Origin of the sequence: Escherichia sp. TW14182 (genome assembly GCF_000208525.1) — a bacterium.
Classification (GTDB): Bacteria; Pseudomonadota; Gammaproteobacteria; order Enterobacterales; family Enterobacteriaceae; genus Escherichia; species Escherichia ruysiae.
The window spans coordinates 1-818 of record NZ_AEJZ01000533.1 but is presented as its reverse complement, the minus strand read 5'-3'; the positions used below and the strand labels follow the sequence as shown (position 1 = coordinate 818).

Sequence of the window (818 nt, the reverse complement as noted above, 5' to 3'; positions counted from 1 at the left end):
TAGGGTGAGGGGAACAGGCCAGCACTGGCGTGAAGAGTGATTCTCACTCTGACCCGCTAACTGGAAGGGCGAGGAGGAAGATCGTGTCTACATTTATAAGTGAGCTAATTTGTTAGCAATCTCTGGGCCGCATCTGCGGCCCTTTTGCTTTTTAAGTTTTAAGGATATGCCATGACAGAATCAACATCCCGTCGCCCGGCATATGCTCGCCTGTTGGATCGTGCAGTACGCATTCTGGCGGTACGCGATCACAGTGAGCAAGAATTGCGACGTAAACTCGCAGCACCGATTATGGGCAAAAATGGCCCGGAAGAGATTGATGCCACGGCGGAAGATTACGAGCGCGTTATTGCCTGGTGCCATGAACATTGTTATCTCGATGACAGCCGATTTGTTGCGCGCTTTATCGCCAGCCGTAGCCGCAAAGGTTATGGACCAGCGCGTATTCGCCAGGAACTGAATCAGAAAGGTATTTCCCGCGAAGCGACAGAAAAAGCGATGCGTGAATGTGACATCGACTGGTGCGAACTGGCGCGCGATCAGGCGACGCGAAAATATGGCGAACCACTGCCAACTGTCTTTTCAGAAAAAGTTAAGATCCAGCGTTTTCTGCTCTATCGTGGCTATCTGATGGAAGATATCCAGGAGATTTGGCGAAATTTTGCCGACTGAACGCATACGGTATTTTACTTCCCAGTCAAGAAAACTTATCTTATTCCCACTTTTCAGTTACCAGCCCAGCGGTTATTAACTCGCTGCTGCTGGTGGCGATATTTCGTTAGCTTGATTTCAGGAAATGTAATGAACACATCCCCCCC

Annotated in this window: 1 protein-coding gene; it reads left to right on the top strand. The window is 49.5% G+C overall.

Annotated features, from left to right (window positions below; genetic code table 11):
• The first annotated feature begins 171 nt into the window (after positions 1–171).
• Positions 172–672: a recombination regulator RecX gene (recX, locus tag EQY_RS0123905; RefSeq protein WP_000140499.1), complete on the top strand. Its 501-nt coding sequence runs from the start codon at positions 172–174 to the stop codon at positions 670–672.
• The last annotated feature ends 146 nt before the right edge of the window (positions 673–818 follow it).

What these genes read in the sequence shown, in the direction of transcription:
- recX (WP_000140499.1), top strand. Translation starts at nt 172, where the DNA reads ATGACAGAATCAACATCCCGTCGCCCGGCATATGCTCGCCTGTTGGAT.